Origin of the sequence: Granulicella sp. dw_53 (assembly GCF_018449545.1) — a bacterium.
In the GTDB taxonomy this organism is placed as follows: domain Bacteria; phylum Acidobacteriota; class Terriglobia; order Terriglobales; family Acidobacteriaceae; genus Edaphobacter.
This window is the reverse complement of sequence record NZ_JAAVUR010000001.1, coordinates 252,775-276,087: the sequence shown is the minus strand read 5'-3', so window position 1 is coordinate 276,087 and position 23,313 is coordinate 252,775. Positions and strand designations below refer to the sequence as shown.

The window sequence follows — 23,313 nt, the reverse complement described above, 5'->3', positions numbered from 1 at the left end:
GTGTGGATGGGAACGGAGGGCATGTTTTGAAATTCGTCGTGAAATTAGGAGGCGCAACTCTCGAAGACGCGAAATTGCTTCACATTTGCGGCAAAGCCATCGCTGAACTTGTGGCCGATGGAAATCAGGTCGCAGTCGTCCATGGCGGCGGTGTGCAGCTAACGAAGACGTTGGCGCAGATGGGCAAGGTAAGCGAGTTCATCTCGGGTCTGCGCATCACGGACGCCGAGACACGAGATGCTGCACTGATGGTGCTGGCTGGGCGAGTGAACAAATCGCTCGTCGCTGCGCTGGGATCGCATGGACAGGCTGCCGTTGGACTTTCAGGTGGAGATGGCCACGTCTTTCGCGCCCGGAAGAAGAAGACAAATCCAGATCTCGGCTTTGTTGGAGAAATTGCGGCGACCAACCCACGCTGGCTCGACGCTATTTGGACGATGGGGGCCGTTCCCGTTATCTCGTCTATCGCGCTAGGCTTCGACGGCGAATACTACAACATCAACGCCGATGAAATGGCTGCGGCTTGTGCAATCTGCACCCGGGCAGATGCGCTCGTCTTTCTTACAGACGTACCCGGCGTCAAAGGTGCAGACGGCAATGTAATGCGTTGGCTCACCTTGCCTCAGATCCCTGCTTTAGAGAAGCAGCAGGTCGTCTCTGGCGGAATGTTGCCCAAGCTTAACGCTTGCCGCGAGGCTCTGACCCATGGCGTAAAACGCGTAAGAATTTTGCCTGCAGAGGCTGCTGCGCTCTTGCCTGACCTCTGCTCAACCAAGGTGGACTACGGAACGGAGGTCATGGTCGCATGACGTTAGCGTCGATTCAAGCAGCGGAGAGCAAACTGTTACTCCAGACATACGAGCGAAATCCACATCTCATCGTCAGTGGCAACGGTGTTTACCTTACGGACGGCGATGGTCGGGATTACCTCGATCTTCTCAGCGGAATTGGTGTGTCCGCGCTGGGTTATCGACATCCGGCGATCGAGGAAGCGATTCGCATTCAAAGCACTCGCTTGCTCCACACGTCAAACCTCTTCTACCACGAAGGAACTGCCGAACTCGCTTTGCGTCTCACAGAGATCAGCGGATTGGATCGAGTCTTCTTTTGTAACAGCGGCACAGAGGCCTGGGAGGCGGCGTTAAAGCTCGCCCGCGCTCATGCTGGCGTTCTCCGTTCTGAAGGTAAACAAGTTGGGACGAAGTTTCTCGCGCTGGAGCACAGCTTCCATGGCAGGACCATGGGCTCTGTCGCCACCACTCACAAAGAAAAATATCGCGAGCCCTTTGCACCTGTCATGCCAGGGGTGGAGTTCGTTCGATTCAACGATGTCGCCGATCTTCGCAGTAAATTCTCCAAGGAGTTCTGTGCGATCTGCATCGAACCACTGCAAGGCGAAGGCGGTATCCACCCTGTGACGCAGGAGTTTTTCGCAGCGGCTCGTGAACTATGCGATTCTACCGGCGCTCTACTGCTGGCCGACGAGATTCAGAGCGGCATGGGTAGAACTGGCGAATGGTTTGCATATCAACACTACGGAATCATGCCAGATGTAACGACTGTAGCTAAGCCTCTTGCCGGCGGAATTCCGATGGGCGCTATGCTCTGTTCCGAAGAAGCAGCTCGCGCCTTTACTCCTGGGATGCACGGTACGACCTTCGGAGGAGGACCACTTGCCTGCGCCGTGGCAATTGCTGTAATCGACACAATTCGTGCGACGGACTTGCTTGCCCATATTCGCGACGTCGGAGGCTACTTTAAATCGAAACTTAAGTCTCTCGCCGAGCAGCACGATTGCATCACAGATGTGCGGGGTATGGGGCTTATGTTGGGCATCGAACTGAACTCGTCTGAACTGGCTAAAAACATTGCGTCTCAGATGATGGAACGTCAAATCATCATCAACAGGACCAGTGAAAACGTCCTTCGTTTCCTGCCTCCTTACATTCTTGAGCGCAAGCACGTCGATATCGCCATTACAGCTCTCGAAGAGCTTCTCACTTCCAATGCAGCATTTGCCGGAGTTACGTCGACAGGAGGACATGCAAATGGGTAGTAAAACGGTAACGATTGGTTCCAAGCCTCTCGACGATTCTGGTGCAGAGGCTGCTCCACTCAAGTCCCTTGCAACACTGGGCATTCAGTCCGATACGTCTTTTAGCGAAGCATCGAAACGTCTTTGCGGACGAGATCTATGCTCTATCGCCGATCTAACCGTCGAAGAGATGGCTGCGATCATGGAGCTGGCTCACGCGGTCAAGACTCATCCGGAAGACTTTCGCCATGCACTCGATGCACGCCAGATGGTGATGTTCTTCGAGAAGGCATCGCTGCGCACTCGTCTCACCTTTGAATCGGCGATCAATACGCTCGGCGGAAATGCGATCTTTGTCGATCAGACACAATCGCCTCTTGGCGAACGCGAGTCGCTCTCGGACATGGCCCGCAACCTTGAGCGCTGGATGAGCATTATTGTGCTTCGCACCTACTCCCACGAGACCATTACGGAGATGGCGGCTTACTCCAAGGTTCCGGTCATCAACGCTCTCTCCGATCTCGAGCATCCGTGCCAGGCGATCGCCGACTTCTTCACCTTGGAAGAGCGTTTTGGCTCGGCTGAGGGACTGCACTTTGCTTACGTGGGAGACGGCAATAATGTATGTCACTCCCTGATGCTTACAGCGGCGCAGTTGGGAGCGCACTGCAGCGTTGCCTCGCCGAAGGGCTTCGCGCCGAAGCTGGATATCATCCACAAGGCGATGCAGATCAGCGAAGCAACCGGCGGAAGCATCACGCTGTTGCACGATCCCATCAAGGCTGTCACGGGCGCGGATGCAGTCTACACCGACGTCTGCACCAGCATGGGCTTCGAGCATGAGGCTACCAAGCGTGCGCCGATCTTCAAGCCCTACCAGGTGAATGAGGCGCTGATGGCTTACGCCCAGCCGGATGCGGTCTTCATGCACTGTCTTCCTGCGCATCGCAATGCCGAGGTGACGGATGCAGTTCTCGACGGACCACAGTCGGTCGTCTTCGATCAGGCAGAGAACCGGATGCATGCCCAGAAGGCCTTGCTGCTCATGCTGCTCGGCGGAGCGAAGCGTATCTCCAACAGTCGCAGCCGCGGCATTCAGGCTCGCAAACGCTCAACCTAACCGGCAGACATCCACAATCGATCCAAGCACGGAACTAAGGAGTTTCCAATGGCAGAAAAAGTCGTACTCGCATACTCGGGAGGTCTCGATACCTCCATCATCATTCCCTGGCTCAACGAGAACTACGGCTACGACGTCATCGCCTTCATCGCCGACGTCGGCCAGGGAGAGGACATCGACGCCGTCGTCAAGAAGGCCTATGCCACGGGCGCCAAGAAGGCGATCGTCAAGGATCTTCGCGAGGAGTTCCTGAACGAGTACGTCTTCCCGACCGTCCGCGCCGGCGCTGTCTATGAGCACAAGTATCTGCTCGGCACCTCCATCGCTCGTCCTGTCATCGCGAAGCACCAGGTCGAAGTTGCGCTCGCTGAGGGCGCGACGGCTCTTGCACACGGCTGCACTGGCAAGGGCAACGATCAGGTCCGCTTCGAGCATGCCTTTCAGGCGCTCGCACCCGAGCTGAAGGTGATCGCTCCCTGGCGCGAGTGGAATCTCGTCTCGCGTGAGGACTGCCTGGACTACGCCGAGGCTCATGGCGTTCAGGTCGAGGCGAGCCGTACCAAGATCCACTCCCGCGACAAAAACCTTTGGCACGTCTCGCACGAGGGCGGCGAGCTCGAAGGTACTGACAAGCCGGTTGATCCGAGCACCTGGCGCATGAGCAATTCGCCCCAGGAGGCTCCAGACCGCGAGGAGGTCGTCGAGATCGGCTTCGAGCGTGGAACGCCTGTCTCCGTCGATGGCCAGAAGCTGCCTCCTGTGCAGCTCGTCGAGCTGTTGAACGAGATCGGTGGACGCAACGCTATCGGACGTATCGACATCATCGAGAATCGCTTCGTCGGCATGAAGAGCCGTGGAGCCTACGAGACTCCTGGTGGCACTTTGATCCTCGAGGCGATTCGCCAGCTCGAGTCGCTTACGCTGGATCGCGAGACGGCCCATTTCAAGGAGACCCTCGCTCTGAAGTACGCAGAACTGGTCTACTTCGGCCTTTGGTTCACGCCGCTGCGCGAGTCGCTGGACGCTTTCTTCAGCTCAGTGGAAGAGAACGTAAGCGGTACGGTGAAGATGTCGCTCTACAAGGGCAACATCAGCTTCATCAGCCGCAAGAGCGATCTCTCGCTCTACTCGGCCGATCTCTCCTCCTTCACCATGGGCGAGAGCTACGACCAGAAGGACGCCGCAGGCTTCATCAAGATCCTCGGTCTGCCTGCCCGCGTTCGTGCCCAGGTGATGGGCAAGCATAAGGTGGTTGCCAAGTGAGCAAAATGTGGTCGGGCCGCTTCCGCGAGCCCCTCGACACCCAGTTCGAAGCCTGGCAGCGGTCCTTTCCCTTCGATTGGCGGCTTCTCCCTCAGGAGATAGCCGCCAGTTCGGCTCATGCGCGGGTTATTGCGGCTGCTGGCATCTTGACACCTGCAGAGGCAGACCGCATGATCGCTGGCCTTGAGGCGGTCGGCAAGCTTGCGCTAAGCGAGAGCGAGTTCCACAATCCCAACTCGTCCTCAGCCGCGTCGATTGCGCAGGCAGAGGATATTCACCACTTCGTCGAGCTGGAGCTGACCCGCGAGATCGGGGATCTTGCGCTCAAGCTGCATACGGGTCGCAGTCGCAACGAGCAGATCGCCACCGACATGCGGCTGTACGTCCGCGACTCCATCGACATCATCCTCGCTGGCCTCGGCAAGTGGGCGCTGGCGTTGATCGGTCTAGCGGAGCAGGCAGGCGATGCGGTGATGCCCTCGTATACCCATCTCCAGCGGGCTGAGCCTGTACTCGTCGCTCACTGGCTGCTGACTTACGTCAGCATGATCGAGCGGGACATCTCGCGCCTGCAAGACTGCCGCAAGCGCATGAATCTCTGTCCGCTCGGCTCTGGTGCGATCGCCGGAGCGACGCTGGCGCTCGACCGCACCATTGCTGCGCAAAGTCTTGCCTTCGACGGGCCGACTTCCAACAGCATGGACGCAACCAGCGACCGAGACTTTGCGCTTGAGTTCACCCAAGTGCTCTCCATCCTCGGGCTGCATATCTCGCGCTTCGCGGAGGAGCTGACGCTCTTCTCGACCGCCGAGTTTGGCTTCCTCGATCTGCCTGAGGCCTTCTCGACTGGATCGAGCGCGATGCCGCAGAAGAAGAATCCCGACCTGACCGAGCTGATCCGCGGCAAGTCGGGCCGTCTGATTGGGGCGGCGACTAGCCTTTCGGTGCTGATCAAGGGTCTTCCGCTGGCCTACAACAAGGATCTCCAGGAGGGCCAGGAGCCGGTCTTCGATGCTTCCAGCACCGTGCAAGGGGTTCTGGCGGTTTTGCCTGCGTTTACGAGCTCGCTGCGGTTCCGCTTCGACCGGATGGCTTCTGCGGCTTCGAGCGGCTACCTCAATGCGATGGCTGCGGCGACTTACCTGTCGAATAAGGGCGTGCCGTTCCGCAAGGCGCATGAGCAGATCGGCAATGCTGTCCGCTTCGGACTTGAGTCTGGCCGCGAGCTTGAGGCGCTGACGCTGGAGGAGCTCAAACAGTTTGGCGACCAGTTTGCCGAGGACTTCTATACGGCGATCACGGTCGAGGCTACGCTCGACTGCCACGACGTGGTTGGCGGAACAGCTCGTCGTCGCGTGCATGCTGCCTTGGCAGATGGGCGGTCGAGGATTCTGGCTGAGATCGATCAACAAACGGTGAAATCTGCGAAACTAGAGTAGGAGCTGATCGTCTTTGTCCATTTCTTCTCTCATGCCCGTGAGCGAATCGACCTCATCCTCGAGGCCACGGGTGGGTGGTGCGGCCGTGCGGAAGGCGAAGCTTCAGGATGCGGTGAACATCTTTGAGCTGGTCAACTCGCTCTCTGGCGATGGGACCTTGCTGCGCCGGAACTACGCCGAGATCTGCGAGAACGTTCGAGACTTCGCGGTTGCGGAGTCCGAGGGCGGCGTATTTCTGGGATGCGGAGCGCTGCATCTTTATGGGCCGCATCTGGCCGAGGTCCGGTCGATCGTGGTGAAGCCGGAGGCGAAGGGACAAGGCGCGGGTGGGAAGCTGCTACGCGCTCTACTGGAGGAGGGCGAGGAGCAAGGGGTGGCGAGCGTATGCCTGTTTACCCGAATTCCCGACTTCTTCTTCCACTTTGGCTTTCGGGTGGTGGACCGAACCGTGCTTCCGGACAAGATCTACAAGGACTGCCAGAATTGTCCCCGGCTGTATGCCTGCGATGAGGTGGCCATGGTGCGCGGTCCCTTGCCGAGGATTGCCGTTCTGGGGCCTAGCAAGATTCCGCAGCCTGAGTTGGTGAAGCTGCAGACCGGTACGATCCCGCCGCCGAAGTAAGGCTGGGCACCTGGGCCCCCTGCAGGTACAGACCCCCTCCCCCGGCAATTTGGATCAAAATATCCCAAAGAAACGGGTTAGCTTTGGACTTCAGAGCGCCTCTTTTCGTTCAATGCGAAGGCCCGGCTTTTTGGCCGGGCCCGTTTCTTGATCTCTAGTTCTATTTTACGAGGTGGACCATAACTCAAGTGCCACTCTTATGTTGAGGTGGATCAAGGGTTAGGTGCTTTTTGGGGTTGACATGCGATTTTGCTGAGGTTTTCGAAGAAAGTTTTTCGACGGCTAGATGTCTGGAGTTTGAGTCATTATGTCTGGAGTTTGAGTCATTTCTTTGGTGGTCCAAGAGGTGATTTATTGAAGACGAACTTGGGTGGAAGTTGGTTCCCTTCTCTTAGCGTCTTTGGAGATGGCTAATCTCGCGACGTCCCGATCGTTTCCTTCGATCGAGATATTTTGACGATTTCTTATTTATCCCAGCAACCCCTTTTACCCAGGTAGCATCTCTCATCGATAAATGTACCGTAGTACAAAAGTGTCATTTTGAACTTGACCGAGATGTGCTATGGGTAGGACCTTTCGCCCCTGATGTATTGGTACGGGACAGCGGCAACTTTAGATCGCGTCCGATGAGATAACCAAGCAAGTGAACGCTGTCCAGCCAAGGAACAGCCTCTCCCTCGTATGGGACAGGTTGTTCTGTTCGTTTATTTATGACTGATTTTCCAACTAATTCGCGCATTCCTGATTGAAGTCATTTTCGAACGTTATTCCAGGGAGGATCGTCTCATGACATCGGCCGAACCCATTCTGAAAGCGAGCTCATTCGATAACCCGGTAGTACCAAGTGGCAGCATTCCTGCAACTCCACCGTCTTTTCCTTCCGAACGTACACTCAGAACGTCACGAGTGGACGAAGGCAGGATCTATGGGACTAATTTCTCCCCCAAGCGAGAGATGATCCCACCATCGAAGTCTTTCACCGCAGCCCCACCGGCGCGAGAGCCTCACGTCGAGATCGGAATACGATTTGGAAACCGGATACGGGAGCTGCGTCAGGAACGATCGTTGACACAGGTAAGAGTAGCGAAGGAGTTTGGTGTAGATCGTAGCTATATCAGCGACCTGGAGCGAGGCAGAAAGTCCATCTGCATCCACACAATGGAGATCTTCGCACTGGGTTTCAGCTTAAGTCTCTCGGAGTTGTTGGACGGCATCTGAGGCTTCAGCAGAACGTTAATAACCACACGACGTGTTCACTGGTGCTGCCTCCGCTTATACAAACAACGGAGCCAACACCAGTGTGATCGTCGCCAGCAGCTTGATGAGTACATGCAGGCTGGGACCGGCGGTGTCCTTGAACGGATCGCCCACGGTATCGCCCACGACTGCGGCCTTGTGCGCCTCGGATTTCTTGCCGCCGTACTGCCCTGTCTCGATAAACTTCTTCGCGTTGTCCCAAGCTCCGCCACCGTTGTTCATGAGCATTGCGAGCAGCACGCCGGAGATCGTGCCCACCATTAACAAGCCTGCGACAGCCTCCGCTCCCGCGAGGTTGACGGGAACACCGCCGATCGCCGGGACGGGAAGAATCGTTCCTGGAGCGTAGATGGCCGAGCTCGCCTGGTAGCTGGCGCTGAAGTTCCGGAAGATGAGTCCCACTGCTACGGGAAGTCCAACCGCCAGCAGACCGGGAAGCACCATCTCCTTCAATGCCGCTCCCGTCACGATGCTGACGCAGCGGGCGTAGTCCGGCTTTGAGGTTCCGGCCATGATGCCGGGGTTTTCTTTGAACTGGGCCCTTACATCCTGCACCACCATCTGCGCGGTGCGTCCTACCGCCTTGATAGCGAGCGAGCTGAAGAGGTAGGTCAGCATCGCGCCCAAGAGAGCACCTACGAAGACAGGGACCTGTGCAAGATTGATGTTGGTGAAGCTCCAGCCGGGAGGCATATAGCCACCGGCTTCCATGACCTTGGCAGCGACAATCGTTTTGATCTCTTCGAGGTACGCGGAGAAGAGCAGGAAGGCGGCGAGTGAGGCCGAGCCGATGGCGTATCCCTTGGTGAGCGCTTTGGTGGTATTTCCGGCGGAGTCCAGCTTATCTGTACGTTCGCGTATCCCTTCCGGTTGCGATGACATCTCGATGATTCCGCCAGCGTTATCGGTGATAGGACCGAAGGTGTCCATGGCAAGGATATAGGCCGCACAGGAGAGCATTCCCATGGTGGCGATCGCTGTTCCGTAGATGCCTTTGGCGTAGTCGCTGATGCCGGTGACTCCGGCGAGGCCTTGTACGCCGAAGTAGTAGCTCAGGAGTAGCGCTGCAGAGATGACGACGACCGGGGCTGCCGGCGTCTCCATTCCTACCGCGAGGCCGCTGATGATGTTGGTCGCAGGTCCGGTCAGGGAGGCCTCGGCGATCGACTTTACCGGGCGGTAGCGGGATTCGGTATAGTACTCGGTGATCCAGACGAAGAGGAAGGCGGTGGCGAGGCCAATTACGCCGCAGCCAAGAAGCCACATTGGACGTACCAGCGGTCCGTTCAGCATCGTGTAGACAGCGCCTGCAAATCCGGCGAGGGCCAACGCGGAGGTCACATAGAAGCCCTTGTTCAGGGCGTGCATGGGATCTTCTTCCTCACGGGTCTTGACCACGAAGACGCCCACGATGCTCGCGATGAGGTTGATGGCGTGCACGATCAGCGGGAAGAGGATTCCCTTGATCCCGAAGACCGGATAGAGAGCTGCGCCAAGAATCATGGCTCCGACGTTCTCAGCCGCGGTCGATTCGAAGAGATCGGCGCCACGGCCTGCGCAGTCGCCTACGTTGTCGCCGACGAGGTCCGCGATGACGGCGGGGTTGCGTGGGTCGTCCTCGGGAATTCCGGCTTCGACCTTACCGACCAGATCGGCTCCCACGTCCGCCGCCTTGGTGTAGATGCCGCCGCCGAGCTGAGCGAACAGGGCCACCAGCGAAGCTCCAAAGCCAAAGCCGACCAAGCGGTATGGCACGGCCTGGGGATCTTCCAGACCGCCGAAGAACAGGAACAGCACTCCGACGCCTAGAAGCGAGAGCGCGACGACTACGAGCCCAGTCACTGCTCCGCCGCGCAGAGCCATCTGGAGGGCTGCGTTCAGGCTGTTCCGGGCGGCTGCCGCGGTACGGATGTTCGCGCGGATGGAGCAGTACATCCCTGTATATCCCGCCAGCGCGGAGCAGACCGCCCCGACCAGAAAGCTCACCACCGTCTTGAGCGCGTAGGGCGCAGTTCGCGGGGAGAGGTGATAGCCAAAGAAGACCACCACGGCCAGCACCAGCGCCAGCGCTCCAATGGTCCTATATTGCCGGCTCAGAAAGGCCTCCGCGCCCTCGCGGATCGCATTCGAGATGGCCTGCATCTCTACCGTGCCCGTATCCGAGGCGATGACCGATCGCGCCAACATGAACGCGGCCAGCAAAGCCAGTAGCCCGACTCCCAATGCAATCCAAAGGTATACGCGCCCATCATCCACAGGAACCCCGGACGGAACAAAAGGCCCACCTTGCTCCTGAACCGCCACAGCCAAAAGGCTTACTGCATCCATGCAAACTCCTCCTGAGGAACGTTAAAATCGTTCTAAGTCGAGCAGGGCGCAATTAGAGCATGCATGCTCCGAAGGGGTCAATTTGGCTCCCCCCAACGACTTCCGCCCGATGGGTCAATTGCAGAGAGTCGTACCCTCCGGTGGCCGGCATACTCCCCGAAGGAGAAGGATAATCGGAAGTATCTTGAAGAGTTCTGGAAAGAACGACGCTATCAAAGGTTTGCCCATAAGGGGAAACGATCTTTCCAGCCCTGGATGCTAGCGGCCCCGGAAGCGATGGATGAGTCGCCGGTCGCGCTTCGAGGGTCTGCCCTCGGTTACGCCGTCTCCCTGCAGCATGGCTTTCCGCTCCTCCGCTACCTTCAGCCGAAGTTCCTTGCTCTCGGCCGATTCGCGATACATGCCCTGCGCCACCGCGGCCGATCCCCTGACCTCGCTCAGCATGAGGACCTCTATCGAGAAGATCCCTCCCTCATTGGTGATCTGCAGCATGTCTCCCAGCTTCACGATGCGGGAGGCCTTGGCCGTCTGCTGATTCGACTCGACTCTTCCGAGCTCGCAAGCCCGCGACGCCAGCGCACGCGTCTTGAAGAATCGCGCCGCCCAAAGCCACTTATCCATCCGTACAGAACTCATATCTCATTCTCGTATAAACGCCCGTTTGGCAGCCACCCTCCGTATACTTCGGCCATGTCTACCCTTCCGCCAGTGCCTACGCCCTCCGCGACGTCCTTCACCATGACGCCTCTCTCACCTCAACCGGTTGTCATCACCGATATCAATATGTCCATCGGAGCGATGTGCCTCTTCATGATCAAGTGGATGATCGCGGCCATTCCCGCGGCCATCATCCTTTGGGTGCTGCTGCTGATCGTTGGCGCCATCATCGCTGTAGTCTTTGGAGGCGTCCTCCATGGCCTGCTCGGTCAGTATCCTGGCCGCTTCTAGCGGCATTGATGCGGCTTCGGAGAAGCGACTGCCGGTGGTTAATGGAACCGCTCCTCCGATCCGGTATTCTGGACGGGTGGCTTCGCACGATTGGACTGCCGCAGAGAGGAGAGAGAATGCCGCCGCCAGCCACCTTTAACGACTTCCTCGGGAACTCCGTTGCTGTCGAGCACCTGCGCACGGCGATTGCCGCTGGCCGCCTTCCCCACTCTCTGCTCATCAGTGGCCCCTCGGGGGCAGGCAAATATACTCTGGCGCTGATGCTCGCGATGGCGGTGGAGTGCGAACGGCAGCCGCGCGACCACTGGTCCAATGGCCAGTCTCTGGCCTCTTTCTGCGGCGTCTGCTCGAACTGCACCCGTATCGCCAGTGCTGCCGACCTCGACGAGCAGGTCGCCACGGCGGTTGCGGCCCGCGAGGATCTGCGCGAGACCGATAAGAAGGAAACGCGAGTTCTCATCCAGCCCCACCCGGATGTGCTGATCGTGCCGCCCGATCCGCCGCAGTTGCTCATCAAACTCGGCCAGATCCGGACGCTCATCCAGCGGGCCCAGCGCCTGCCCTCCGAGGCTCCGCGCAAGATCTTCATCCTGACCGCCTCCAGCTTTATGAAGGAGGCCGCCAACTCGCTTCTCAAGTTGCTGGAAGAGCCGCCGGCCACTGTGCACCTTATCCTGTTGGCTGAGAATCCGGGAGAGCTTCTGCCGACCATTCGCTCGCGCTGCGCGACGGTTCGGCTGGGCGCTCTGCCGCTCGAAGAGATCGAGATGTTTCTCGCCGACCGCCGGCCGGACGTTGCGCCCAAACAGCGCTCGCTGATTGCACGCCTGTCGCAAGGGGCGGCGGGGAAGGCGCTTGACTTCGATCTGGAGACCTATATCGCCGCGCGTGCGGATGCGCTTCTGCTGCTGCGCAACGCGGCGGCTGAGCCTGACCACACCGCGCTCTTCAAGATGACTGAGACTTACCGGGCGGGGGCTGAGGGACAGCAGAAGACCTCTGCGCTGCTGCGCGCTCTCTCGCTTATTCTCGAAGATCTGCTCTATCTCAACTCCGGAACTCCTGAACTCGTGCGCAATACGGATCTGCGGGCTGACCTCGACCGCCTCTCCCAGGTGCTGAACTTCGCGTGGATCGAGCAGGCCTCCCGCGGTCTCGACCAGGTGTATAGCGGAATGCGCCGGAATCTGCTGCGTTCGCTCTCCCTCGACTCCTTTGCGACGCAGCTCACTAACGCCGCCCGATGACCGCCTTGACCACGGAGCGCCTGGACGCGACCCAGCCGGGTTCCCAAGCCGAGGAGGCGGTCGAACGCGCTGCCACGATTCTGCGCGGCGGTGGTACCGTGGCTTTTCCTACCGAGACGGTCTACGGGCTTGCGGCTAATGCGCTTGATGCCGCTGCCGTTGCTGGGATCTTCGCCGCCAAGCAGCGGCCTTCGTGGGACCCGCTGATCGTTCATGTGAGCGATGGTGCGATGTTGGAGCGGGTTGCCGTCCTTACTCCCCGGGCTGAGGCTTTGATTGCTACGTTCTGGCCGGGGCCGCTTACGCTGCTTCTGCCTCGCACGTCCATCGTCCCCGATGCGGTCACTGCTGGCCGCCCCCTGGTGGGCGTGCGGATGCCTTCTCATCCTCTGGCTCTGGCGCTCCTTCGCGCCGCTGGGCTGCCGCTGGCTGCACCCAGCGCTAACCGCTTCGGGCATACCAGTCCTACTACCGCCGCTCATGTGTTGGAGGATCTCGATCGCCGCATCGACGCGGTGCTGGACGGTGGGCCTACCAGCGTGGGTCTGGAGTCCACGGTGCTGGATCCTGACGGGATGGTCCTTTATCGTCCTGGAGCGATCACGCCCGCCATGATCGAGGCGGTGGCTGGTCCGGTGACTCTCTTCAAGCCGGCGGCTGTGGAGGCTGCGCCCGAGTCGCTGCCATCGCCCGGCGTCGGGATTCGTCACTATGCGCCGCGTGCCCGGCTCATCCTGGTGGCGGATGAGGTGGAGCTTCGTGCACGCATTACGGAGCTGGCTGCTACCGAGAAGCTGGGGGTCATGCTTCCTGCGGGCTGGACGATTCCTTCCGTAGGCGACGTCGAGGTCTTTCCCTGGGAGTCCTGGCAGGATGCTTCTGGCTTGGCTCATTCGCTCTTTAGCGGCCTTCGGGAGCTGGACTCGCGTGCGGTTACGGTCATCCTGTGCCCGCTGCCTGCTGCCGAGGGTCTGGGGCTGGCTATTCGGGACCGGCTTGAAAAGGCGGCTCGAGCACACTAGAGATCGATTCGTCTCATGCAAAAATCTGCGCAAATTCGGGCGATTCCTTCGAATAGTCCAGTTTTACACCGCGACACCGCCGTATACTCCACCCATGCAGAGCGCAGAGATCGAACTAAAGTTTCCCGTCTCCGATCCGGCAGCCTTCCAGTCTCGACTCCCCAGTCTCGGCTTTCACCTCGATACCCCACGCACCTTCGAGCACAACACCCTCTACGACACCGCTGCCCGCGATCTGCTCGCGCGGAAGCATATCCTCCGCATCCGGCAGTATGGGGCGGTCTGTACGGTCACGCATAAGCGCCGTCCGGGGCCGGAAGATCCTGTCGATACGACCCGCTACAAGGTCCGCATCGAGACCGAGACGGTCGTGGGCGAAGCCGCCGCGCTCGCCGAGATCTTTCAGCAACTTGGCTACGCGCCCGCCTTCATCTATGAGAAGTACCGCTCTGAGTGGTCCCACCCGATCGATCCCGACAATCCCACCATGGCTCATCTGGTTCTGGACGAGACCCCTATCGGGACCTGGGCTGAACTCGAAGGTCCTACGGCGTGGATCGACCGCACCCTTGAGGACCTTGGCATCGATCCCTCGACCTGCCTTACTGATAGCTACGGCAAGCTCTTCCTCGATTGGAAGAAACGTACCGGCAGTCCTGCCGAGAACCTGACGTTTGCAGAGGTCGGTGCGCCTGCTCTCGCTTCTTTTTAGGAGCTCCATCAAGACAGTTATGGCGTGCCTCCTGTAGAGAGACACGCCATAACTTTAGATATCACAATCAATTGAAGAGCTGTGTTAAGCTAACCGTTTCAGTTGCTAACGTAATGGGAACCGATATCGAAACTCCGTCGTCAGTTTGCCAGTTAGAAGATCTGGAAGTTGACTTCGATATTCAATTCGACCAGAACTGGCTTGCCGTTCTCCATCGCTGGCCGGAACTTGTACTGTCGAACCGCCTCGATGGCCTTTTCGTCCAGCCCCATCCCTACACCTCGGATCACACGGACGTGGCTCGGATTGCCGTTGGTGTCGACCCAGAGATTCACCAGTACATTGCCGGCGACCTTCGCTTTACGAGCCTCTTCGGAGAACTCAGGCTCGACTTCGTGGATCACCTGGGGAGCCGATACGCCGCCGCCGATACGCCGCGGTCCACCGCCGGTATTGCCGCCCGAACCCGGCCCAAGCCCCGAGCCATTGCCCGAACCCAACCCGGTTCCACTTCCGTTCCCCATCGACATTCCTACGATAGGAGAGTTTGCCACGCCGATCTGCGGCAGACTGCTGGCCATCTTGACGTCCTTCTGAACCTCGATGGTCGGAGCGATCTTGATCTTCGGCTCCTCGAGCGGAGGGGCCTTGGGCGGAACGATCTGCTGTTCGCTGAACTTCGGCGGGGTACCCTTGGTTACCGGAGTCGGACCTCTCTGGCCACCGCCTCCACCCATGGACTGCGCCTTGGGCGGTGCGGGCGGCGGGGTCAACAGCTCCACTGGAACCAAAGTCGTTACGGCCTTCGTCCCCATTGAGACATGCTTTGCCAGCATCCAGGCAATTAAACCGATGACCAGCGCATGCACCACCACGGCTACCGCGGTCGACTTCGGATCGCGCTTGACCGCCATGCGGTCCACGACGGCGATGGGCTTCGACTCCAAGACCAGCGGAGGAAGCTTTACCGGGAAGAAGACATCCCGCACACTGCTCCAGAGAGAGCCAAAGACTCCCTCTTCTTTGATTTCACCTAAACTTGGCGCATCTCCACCGTGGAGTTGCGGTGTTCCGCGGCTGGGGTCTGTCTCCGGTGGTGTCAACAACGTGTTCGCCATATGCAGTCTGCCTCGGCGGTAAAGGTTCAGGTTGCCCCTCTGCCAGCCCCATCTCGTTTGTGTGTGGCCGCTCTAAAGATTACGTACGTCTCCGGTCTTTCGCCGGTTTTATTTCTGTTGCGGCGCACTGCATCTGGCTCCCAATACATTCTACAAAGTTTCACGAGCGTGTGCTCATTTGCGTTTGACGCAGTTGCTCCGCCGGAAGTATCCCCCGTGCACATTTTATTGCCCATTCGGGCGGCTACAATAGAGGTTTGGCATTAAGCTCAACCCGGCCTGTAAGCATCTCCGTCCAGGCCTACCAGTATCTACGAGGAACGAATGTCGGAAGCACCGGAACCAAAGGCACTCAAGTCTACCCTGAACCTCCCGCAGACCTCCTTCGCCATGAAGGCCAATCTGCCCCAGAACGAGCCCGCCCGCCTCGCCGCCTGGCAGGAACAGGACCTCTACGCCCAGATTCGCGCCGCCCGCGCCGGATCCCCGAAGTACATCCTCCACGACGGGCCGCCCTACGCCAACGGAGCCATTCACCTGGGCCACGCCCTGAACAAGTGCATTAAAGACTTCGTGGTCAAGACCAAGACCATGGCCGGCTTCGACGCCCCCTTTGTCCCGGGCTGGGACTGCCACGGTCTCCCCATCGAGATCAAAGTCGACGAACAGCTCGGCCGCAAGAAGCTGGAGATGGATCCGGTCGCCGTCCGCCGCGCCTGTCGCGAGTACGCCCAGAAGTACGTCGACCTCCAGCGATCCCAGTTCGAGCGCATCGGGGTCTTTGGCCGCTGGAACGACCCCTACCTCACCATGTCCTTCGCCTACGAGGCCAGCATCGTGGAGACCTTCTACGACTTCTTCGAGAAGGGCTTCGTCTACAAAGGCCTCAAGCCCGTCTACTGGTGCATCCACGACCGTACCGCGCTCGCTGAAGCCGAGGTCGAGTACGAGCAGCACACCAGCCCCAGCGTCTACATCCGCTATAAGCTCACCAGCGATCCCGACGCGATCGACCCGGCGCTCGCGGGCCAGTCCGTCTACACCATCATCTGGACGACGACTCCCTGGACGATCCCCGCCTCGCAGGCTGTCGCCTTCAATCCGGAGATGGAGTACGTCGCCCTCAAGAACACCGACGGCAACGTCTACATCGTCGCCGACTTGCTCGCGGCCTCCGTCAAAGAGGCCTGTGATCTGCTGGACGCCACCGAGGTCGCCCGCTTCAAGGGCGAGATGCTCGACCGCGTCACCTTCCAGCACCCCTTTCTAGAGCGCAGCATCCTCGGCGTCCTCGCCTCCTACGTCACCGCCGACCAGGGCACCGGCGCAGTCCACACCTCGCCCGCCCACGGCGTCGACGACTTCGCCACCGGGGCACGCTACAACCTGCCCGATCTGCAGTACGTGGATAACGCCGGACGCCAGCGCAACACCAACGGGATGCCCTACGAAGACCTGACCGTCTTCAAATCCAACCCCGTCATCATCGAGATCCTGCGCGAGCACGGTGCGCTCCTCAGCGCCACCGCCATCGAGCACTCCTACCCTCACTGCTGGCGCTGCCATAATCCCGTAATCGTCCGGGCCACCGAGCAGTGGTTCATCGAGATGGATAAGCCGATGCTCGCGCCCGACGGCACGGAGACCACCTACCGTCAGCGCGCGCTCGACGAGATCGCCAACGTCACATGGGATCCGGCGTGGGGCGAAGAGCGCATCTCCAACATGATCGCCACCCGGCCGGACTGGTGCATCTCCCGCCAGCGCATCTGGGGTGTGCCGATCGCGGTCTTCCTCTGCGAGAAGTGCCACACTCCGCTGAACGATCCGGCGATCAATAAGTCCATCGTCGACCTCTTCCATAAGGAGAGCGCCGACGCATGGTATATCCGCGACGCTGCGAGCCTGCTTCCCGCGGGAACGGCCTGCTCGTGCGGCGGCACGGAGTTCCGCAAAGAGATGGACATCCTCGACGTCTGGTTCGAGTCCGGATCGAGCTGGCACGCCGTCCTGGATATCGAGCCTGAGCTGCACGCTCCAGCCGACCTCTACACCGAAGGCGGAGATCAGCATCGCGGCTGGTTCCACTCCTCGCTGCTTACCTCGGTCGCCGTGCGCGGGCATGCACCGTACAAGATGGTCGCGACCTCCGGCTGGACCCTCGACGAGCAGGGCCGCGCCTTCTCGAAGTCGCTCGGGAACGGCGTCGATCCTGTCGATATCGCCAAGCGTCTGGGTGGCGAGATCATTCGCCTCTGGGTCGCCAGCGTCGACTTCCGCGAGGACGTCGCCGCCAGCGAGAACCTTATGCAGCGCGTCAGCGACAACTATCGCAAGCTGCGCAACACGCTCCGCTTTCTGCTCGGCAACCTGCATGACTTCTCCCCCGCAGCCAATAAGGTCGCCTTCGGAGAGATGGAGCCGCTCGATCAGTACATCCTCGCCCGCCTCGCGGAACTCATCGCGAAGATCCGCGCCGCCTACGATACCTTCGAGTTCCACCGCGCCTACCACGCACTCAACGAGTTCGTGAATACGGATCTCAGCGCGCTCTACCTCGACGTCCTCAAGGATCGTCTCTACACCTTCGCTCCTAACAGCAAGGGCCGCCGGTCTGCCCAGACTGCTCTGTGGCAGATCGCCGAGGCTCTTACCCGCCTCATCGCTCCCATCCTCAGCTTCACGGCGGATGAAGTTTGGGCGCTGCTTCCCTCTGTGGAAGGACGTGAGGCCAGCGTCCACCTCGCCCTCTTCCCCAACCTCGCCGACATCGTCCCCGGCAACGTGACCGCGATCGAAGCGGATTGGGATAGGCTTCTTACCGTGCGCGACGAGGTGCTGAAGGTGCTCGAAGAGGAACGGGCGGCAAAGACGATCGGTAAATCTTCCGAGGCGCAGATTGTGCTTGGTTGGATCGAAGGTTTGATCCCCGAGCAATCCAGCAAGCAGCTCTTTGAACGCTATCAAGAGGTGCTTCCGGAGATCTTCGGGGCTTCGCAAGTCTCGATTCAACACGCGACGGTCGTCGAGGGCACTCCAGAAAAAGGGGCATTCTACGTCCAGGCTAAGGCCGCCGATGGCACGAAGTGCGAGCGTTGCTGGCGCTACACCCTCGACGTAGGCGACGAGACCAAGTACCCCACCGTCTGCCTGCGCTGCGCTGAGGCGCTCGAAGCGATCAGCTTCCCCCCGTACACCAAGCCCGTAGATTCGGAGGCGACCGCCTGATGACGTCGACCACAGCACTCAACACCAAGACCAGTGTCTTCCGTTGGGGGAGCCGCGCTCCTCTGCTCGCTCTTAGCCTGGTCGTCGTTCTCATCGACCGCTTCTCCAAGTTCCTGGTCGACCGGAACCTCAGGCCAGGCTCTGCGATCACCGTGATCCCGAACATCTTCCGCATCTCGCACGTTCTTAATACAGGCGCGGCCTTCAGCATGTTCTCGGAGTCCACCTCGCCCGAGGTCGTGCGTGATGGGCTCATCCTCTTCTCGATCTTCGCCGCTATCGTCGTCTTCGTGATGCTCTGGCGCGCCGGCGATGCCATCAACTTTACCTCAGTCGCACTCGCTCTAATCCTCGGCGGAGCGCTCGGCAACCTCTACGACCGCGTCCGCTACCACTTCGTCATCGACTTCCTCGAAGTCAAGATCATCCACTACCACTGGCCCGACTTCAACATCGCCGACAGTTGCATCGTCATAGGAGCCTGTCTCCTGCTGATCGAGATCTTCCGGCCTCAACCAAGCGCAAGCTAACCCCTCATCTTTAGTCCCTAATCCCTGTCTTTTTATGAATGACCAGATCACAATTCGCGGCGCACGTACTCACAACCTCAAGGGTATCGACATCGACATCCCGCACAACGCCCTCACCGTCGTCTCCGGCGTCAGCGGCTCCGGCAAATCCTCGCTCGCCTTCGACACCGTCTACGCGGAGGGCCAGCGCCGCTACGTCGAATCCCTCTCGGCCTACGCCCGTCAGTTTCTGGAGCGCATCGAAAAGCCCGACGTCGATCACATGGACGGCCTCGCTCCGGCCATCGCAATCAAGCAGAAGAACCAGACTCGCAATCCCCGCTCTACCGTCGCGACCGCCACGGAGATCTACGACTATCTCCGGCTCCTCTACGCCCGCTGCGGCACCGTTACTTGTCTGCACTGCGGAGGCATCGTCAAGCACGATACCGTCGACGAGATCGTCGCGGCCCTCCTGGCCCTGCCCGAAGGCACCCGCACCTACGCGCTCTTCCCTATCGTTCGCGCCGAGATCAAGCTGGAGCCGTTGCAGCAGGCGAACACCGAGACCGAAGCGGCTCCGCCCAAGCCTGCCAAAAAGTCTGCTTCGAAGAAGTCCGTGAAGGCCGCCTCTTCCGTGATCGGCCTCGCCTCCGTCACCGACTCGCTGCGCGACCGCCTTACCGAGCTTCGCCGCCGTGGCTACAACCGCCTCTTCCAGAACGGCAAGATCGTGGAGTTCTCTACTCCCGAGTCCCTGCTAGAACTGGACTTCGCTCAACCGATCTTCATCCTGGTCGACCGCCTCGCTCTCTCGCCCGAGGTGCGCAGCCGAATCGTAGATGCTATCGAGACCAGCTACCGTGAGTCCGGAGAGGTCCGCTTCCATACCGTCCCACGCGATGACGAAGGCGAGCCGCAGCAGCTCCGCTTCTCCGCTGCGTTTGAGTGCACGACCTGCCACCGCGCCTATCGCGAGCCGGAGCCGCGCCTCTTCTCCTTCAACAACCCCTTCGGCGCATGCCCGCGATGCCAGGGCTTCGGCAACACCATCGACTTCGATCCCAACCTCATCATTCCGGATCGCTCCAAGACGCTCTCCGAAGGCGCTATCGCTCCCTGGAACACGACGAAGTACCGTCCGCACCACGGCGAGATGCTGCGTGCTGCCAAGGAAGCCAAGATTCCCACCAACGTTCCGTGGTTCGACCTTACTCCGGATCAGCAGCGGTTCATCGAAGACGGCCGCGGCTCCTTCCCCGGCATTCGCGGCTTCTTCAGCGCGCTCGACCGCAAGAAGTACAAGCTGCATGTGCGTGTCTTCCTCTCCAAGTACCGCGGCTACGCCACCTGCCCCGACTGCCGCGGTCAGCGTCTTCGCGCCGAGGCCCGGGCCGTCCTCATCCAGTCCGGCACTGGTCCCGCTCAGAACATCTGCGAGACCTCCGCGCTCACCATCACCGCGGCGCAGAACTTCTTCGACAATTTGCAACTCTCACCGTCACAGATGGAGATCGCGGGCAAGGTCCTCGAAGAGGTTCGCCAACGGGTCCACTTCCTCCATCAGGTCGGCCTCGACTACCTCACACTGGACCGTCTCTCCTCCACCCTCTCCGGTGGAGAGTCGCAGCGCATCCAGCTCGCTACGTCGCTGGGCTCTCGCCTCGTAGGAGCACTCTACGTGCTCGACGAGCCGAGCATCGGCCTCCACACCCGCGACACCGCCAAGCTCATCCGCATCATGAAGGACCTTCGCGACCTGGGCAACACCATCCTCGTCGTCGAGCACGACCCCGACGTGATCCGCGCCGCCGACTACCTCCTCGACCTCGGCCCTGGCGCCGGCGAACTCGGCGGGCAGCTCCTCGCCGCTGGAACAGTAGCCGAAGTCACCGCCGATCCCAACTCCATTACCGGCAAGTACCTCTCTGGCCGCCTCTCCATCCCGATTCCCCGTGTCCGCCGCGAACCGGGCCGCGAGCACCTGAAGCTCACCGGAGCCCGCATCCACAACCTCCGCGGCGTCGATCTCGACATCCCCCTGAACCTGCTCTGCTGCGTCACCGGCGTCAGCGGCTCGGGAAAATCCACCATCGTGCATCAAGTGCTCTACCGCGCGCTCATGCAGGCTCTCAACCGCGAACCCGGCCAGGGTAGCCAGGCCGAGGGCGCACCCGCGCATCTCTACCGCGAGCTCTCCGGCACACAGCACCTCAACGACGTCGTCCTGGTCGATCAGTCCCCCATCGGCCGTACTCCCCGCTCCAACCCCGTCACCTACATCAAGGCCTTCGACGACATCCGCGCCCTCTTCGCCGCCCAGCCTGATGCCAAGCGGCGCGGCTTCGGTCCCGGCCACTTCTCCTTCAACGTCCCGGGTGGGCGCTGCGACGTCTGCGAGGGCGACGGCACCGTCACCGTGGAGATGCAGTTCCTCGCCGACATCGAACTCCCCTGCGAAGAGTGCAACGGTGCGCGTTACAAATCCGCCATCCTCGATATCAAGTATCGCAATAAGAACATCCACGACGTCCTGGACATGACCGTCAAAGAGGCCCTCACCTACTTCGCCGGACACCCCAAGATCGTCGACAAGCTGTACGTCCTCGACGAGGTCGGTCTCGGATACGTCCGCCTCGGCCAGTCCGCGACGACCCTCTCCGGCGGCGAAGCTCAGCGCGTCAAACTCGCCAGCCACCTCGCCACCGCCCGCTCCATCTCCACCCGCACCACCAACGAAGCAGCCGCCAAAGCCCGCAGCCGCACGCTGTATATCCTCGACGAGCCGACCACCGGTCTCCACTTCGACGACGTGGCCAAGCTCCTCGCCGCCTTCCGCAAGCTCATCGAGGGCGGCGGTTCCTTGCTAGTCATCGAGCACAACCTCGACGTCATCAAATCCGCCGACTGGGTCATCGATATGGGACCCGAGGGCGGCAGTGGCGGAGGCCAGGTCGTAGCCGTCGGCACCCCCGAAGAGGTCGCCGCCAACCCCGCCAGCCATACCGGACACTGGCTCGCTCCCGTGCTTAAACTCCGCAGCACCGTCAAAGAGGAAGACCCATCGCTTCAGGCCACAGTATGACGATCCTTCGAACACTCTCGAAACTAGCCTTCAGCCCAAGTTGGCTCCTGCTGTCGCTCGTTCTCCCTCTGGCAGCTAACGCCCAGCTCCCCGCCGGAACCACCGACGCCTCCTCCCCCACCCAAACCCAACAAGATCCCCTCCGCGCCCAAGCCAACGAGGCGCTCGAAAAACGCGACTACCCCGCCGCCCAAAAGCTCCTCACTAGCCTCGTGGAGAAGAACCCAACCGACGCCCACCTCCTCTACGACCTGGCCTCCACCCAGGACGCCCTCGACCAGCCTGCCGCCGCCGAGACCTACCGCCGGGCCATCGCCGCCGATCCCAAACTCTTCGAGCCCCACCTCGCCCTCGGCCTGCTACTCGCCCGCCAGGGGGAATCCAGTGCAGCCCATACAGAGTTAGCCACAGCCGTCACCCTGGACGCGCCCGCCCCGGCTCTCAAAGCCCGCGCCTACCGCGCCCTCGCCCGGCTCGATCAGTCTGCCTCCCAGCCCGCAGCCGCCAGCGCCGATCTCCTCGCCGCCCTCAAAATCTCACCCGAGACCCCCGAAGACATCTCCTTCACCGCCGAACTCGCCGAGGCCTCCGGCGATCTCCCTGCCGCGGAGGCCGCCTACCGCCGTCTCCTCGCCGCCTCTCCCAACGACCCCGCTGCCACCGCCGCCCTCACCCACCTGCTCCTCCGCCAGAACAAGCCCGCGGAGGCCGAATCCCTCCTCACCGCCGCCCTCGCAATAGCTCCCGAGGACACCACCCTCAACGCCCAGTTGGCCACGGTCTACATGGCCAGCGACGATCCCGCCAAGTCCTCTCAAGCTCTCCCGCTGGTGGAGAAACTCCACGCGAGTCACCCGAATGATCCCGCAGTAACCCGCATCCTTGCTCGTCTTTACAGCCGTAGCGCTCAATACGACAAGGCCGATCCTCTCTTCGCCACCCTCATCGCTGCCACTCCGCCCGGAGCCCAACCCGACCCCACTCTTCTGGACGACCGCGCCGACGCGCTCATCCATCTTCACCGTGCCGCCGAGGCGGAAGCTCTCCTCAAACGCGCCGTCGCCAACTCCACCGGCTTTCCCTCCAAAGAGGACCTCGGCATAGCTGCCAGCCACCTCGCCTTCGCCGCCTCGGAGAACAACGATCCCCAGGTCACGTTGCAAGCGTTGTCGCTGCGTGCTACAGTGCTGCCACAGTCACCCTCCGCTCTCTTCCTCGAAGCGACGGCCCGCGACAAACTGCACGAGGTGAAAAAAGCATCGGAACTCTACAACCAGTTTCTCTCCGTGGCGAATGGAAAATTTCCAGATGAGGAGTGGGAGGCGCGCCACCGCCTGATCACCCTCAATCATCAGAAGTAGGTAAGCGCTCCCAAGAGGT

Annotated in this window: 18 protein-coding genes; 15 read left to right on the top strand and 3 right to left on the bottom strand. The window is 60.5% G+C overall.

Translation table 11 applies throughout. The annotated features are described in order from the left end of the window. Positions 1-26 precede the first annotated feature (26 nt). The 7 genes from argB (at position 27) to HB393_RS01180 (ending at position 7,697) form a co-directional block, all read left to right on the top strand. A complete protein-coding gene (gene argB, locus HB393_RS01210; protein WP_213803320.1) occupies positions 27-809 on the top strand; it encodes an acetylglutamate kinase in 783 nt (260 codons plus the stop codon). Further along, positions 806-2,056, top strand: coding sequence for an aspartate aminotransferase family protein (locus tag HB393_RS01205; RefSeq protein ID WP_213803319.1), 1,251 nt, complete (start codon positions 806-808; stop codon positions 2,054-2,056). The genes argB and HB393_RS01205 overlap by 4 nt, the downstream gene beginning before the upstream one ends. Beyond that, a complete protein-coding gene (gene argF / locus HB393_RS01200) occupies positions 2,049-3,155 on the top strand; it encodes an ornithine carbamoyltransferase (protein WP_213803318.1) in 1,107 nt (368 codons plus the stop codon). Before HB393_RS01205 ends, argF begins: the two co-directional genes overlap by 8 nt. 48 nt (positions 3,156-3,203) lie before the next feature. Next, positions 3,204-4,418: an argininosuccinate synthase gene (locus HB393_RS01195; protein ID WP_213803317.1), complete on the top strand. Its 1,215-nt coding sequence runs from the start codon at positions 3,204-3,206 to the stop codon at positions 4,416-4,418. 5 nt (positions 4,419-4,423) lie between these two features. Next, positions 4,424-5,857 (top strand): argininosuccinate lyase, encoded by a 1,434-nt coding sequence (gene argH, locus HB393_RS01190; RefSeq protein WP_213803644.1) that lies wholly within the window; start codon positions 4,424-4,426, stop codon positions 5,855-5,857. Positions 5,858-5,888: 31 nt separating this feature from the next. Beyond that, positions 5,889-6,479, top strand: a complete 591-nt coding sequence (locus HB393_RS01185; protein WP_213803643.1) for a GNAT family N-acetyltransferase — start codon at positions 5,889-5,891, stop codon at positions 6,477-6,479. 954 nt (positions 6,480-7,433) lie between these two features. After that, positions 7,434-7,697: a helix-turn-helix transcriptional regulator gene (locus HB393_RS01180; RefSeq protein WP_213803316.1), complete on the top strand. Its 264-nt coding sequence runs from the start codon at positions 7,434-7,436 to the stop codon at positions 7,695-7,697. A gap of 54 nt (positions 7,698-7,751) precedes the next feature. On the opposite strand, the gene HB393_RS01175 is transcribed toward HB393_RS01180, so the two are convergent. Both HB393_RS01175 and HB393_RS01170 read right to left on the bottom strand, forming a co-directional pair. Next, entirely contained in the window at positions 7,752-10,064 is a 2,313-nt protein-coding gene (locus HB393_RS01175) for a sodium-translocating pyrophosphatase (RefSeq protein WP_213803315.1), read from the bottom strand. A gap of 258 nt (positions 10,065-10,322) precedes the next feature. Continuing rightward, on the bottom strand, positions 10,323-10,700 hold the full coding sequence (locus tag HB393_RS01170) for an RNA-binding S4 domain-containing protein (RefSeq protein ID WP_213803314.1): 378 nt from the start codon (positions 10,698-10,700) through the stop codon (positions 10,323-10,325). A gap of 54 nt (positions 10,701-10,754) precedes the next feature. Between HB393_RS01170 and HB393_RS01165 the strand changes: the two genes are divergently transcribed. The 4 genes from HB393_RS01165 to HB393_RS01150 all read left to right on the top strand — a co-directional run bounded on the left by HB393_RS01165 (position 10,755) and on the right by HB393_RS01150 (position 13,993). After that, positions 10,755-11,012, top strand: coding sequence for a hypothetical protein (locus HB393_RS01165; protein ID WP_213803313.1), 258 nt, complete (start codon positions 10,755-10,757; stop codon positions 11,010-11,012). 116 nt (positions 11,013-11,128) lie between these two features. After that, entirely contained in the window at positions 11,129-12,259 is a 1,131-nt protein-coding gene (locus tag HB393_RS01160) for a DNA polymerase III subunit delta' (protein WP_213803312.1), read from the top strand. Further along, complete coding sequence (locus tag HB393_RS01155) at positions 12,256-13,281, top strand: L-threonylcarbamoyladenylate synthase (protein WP_213803311.1); 1,026 nt, start codon at positions 12,256-12,258, stop codon at positions 13,279-13,281. The genes HB393_RS01160 and HB393_RS01155 overlap by 4 nt, the downstream gene beginning before the upstream one ends. A gap of 94 nt (positions 13,282-13,375) precedes the next feature. Then, entirely contained in the window at positions 13,376-13,993 is a 618-nt protein-coding gene (locus tag HB393_RS01150; protein ID WP_213803310.1) for a class IV adenylate cyclase, read from the top strand. 152 nt (positions 13,994-14,145) lie between these two features. Here HB393_RS01150 and HB393_RS01145 read toward each other — a convergent pair whose 3' ends face one another. Next, on the bottom strand, positions 14,146-15,111 hold the full coding sequence (locus tag HB393_RS01145; protein WP_213803309.1) for an energy transducer TonB: 966 nt from the start codon (positions 15,109-15,111) through the stop codon (positions 14,146-14,148). 324 nt (positions 15,112-15,435) lie between these two features. Between HB393_RS01145 and ileS the strand changes: the two genes are divergently transcribed. From ileS to HB393_RS01125, 4 genes are read left to right on the top strand one after another with little or no spacing between them, the layout of a single operon-like run. Continuing rightward, positions 15,436-18,339, top strand: a complete 2,904-nt coding sequence (ileS, locus tag HB393_RS01140; protein WP_213803308.1) for an isoleucine--tRNA ligase — start codon at positions 15,436-15,438, stop codon at positions 18,337-18,339. Beyond that, the gene (gene lspA, locus HB393_RS01135; protein ID WP_213803307.1) at positions 18,339-18,869 is read left to right on the top strand and encodes a signal peptidase II; all 531 of its coding nucleotides are present in this window, start codon (positions 18,339-18,341) and stop codon (positions 18,867-18,869) included. Before ileS ends, lspA begins: the two co-directional genes overlap by 1 nt. 34 nt (positions 18,870-18,903) lie before the next feature. Further along, on the top strand, positions 18,904-21,933 hold the full coding sequence (gene uvrA, locus HB393_RS01130; protein ID WP_213803306.1) for an excinuclease ABC subunit UvrA: 3,030 nt from the start codon (positions 18,904-18,906) through the stop codon (positions 21,931-21,933). Continuing rightward, complete coding sequence (locus HB393_RS01125; RefSeq protein WP_213803305.1) at positions 21,930-23,294, top strand: tetratricopeptide repeat protein; 1,365 nt, start codon at positions 21,930-21,932, stop codon at positions 23,292-23,294. The genes uvrA and HB393_RS01125 overlap by 4 nt, the downstream gene beginning before the upstream one ends. Positions 23,295-23,313 lie beyond the last annotated feature (19 nt).